Origin of the sequence: Aromatoleum toluvorans, assembly GCF_012910905.1 — a bacterium.
GTDB lineage: Bacteria > Pseudomonadota > Gammaproteobacteria > Burkholderiales > Rhodocyclaceae > Aromatoleum > Aromatoleum toluvorans.
In genome coordinates this window covers 1-418 of the sequence record NZ_WTVN01000102.1, presented here as the reverse complement: position 1 = coordinate 418, position 418 = coordinate 1, and the positions used below count along the sequence as shown (strand labels likewise).

General features: G+C 52.9%; 1 protein-coding gene. It reads left to right on the top strand.

The genetic code is table 11. The features are described from left to right. Positions 1 to 56: 56 nt before the first annotated feature. Positions 57 to 418: MFS transporter (locus GPA22_RS22495; RefSeq protein ID WP_246264652.1), on the top strand; the 362-nt coding region annotated here is incomplete at its 3' end.

The window sequence follows — 418 nt, the reverse complement described above, 5'->3', positions numbered from 1 at the left end:
TTTCTACCTTTGTTCCGCTACTTGGCACCCTCACTGTACCGCTACTCGCAAACCGCATGAAGAAACGCCATGTTTATCTGGTTGCCAGCGCAATTAACCTTGTCGGCATGGGTATGATGATGTTCGCAGGCGTTAACAGCTGGGGGCTGATTGCGGGTGCGGTAGTACTGTCACTTGGTGCAGGCCAACGTACGGCAATTTACTTCTCCATGCAGGCTGATCCTGTGGATTATGGGGTGTGGAAAACGGGTATCAACACGGCAGGAATTTTAACCTCTATCAACGGCTTCCTCGGCAAAGTCGCCATGGCTGGCGCTGGCGCAATTACCGGCATGCTGCTTTCTACCGGCGGCTATATCGCTAACCAGACGCAAAGCGACAGCGCGATGCTGGCGATTAAAGCCTGCTATCTCTACAT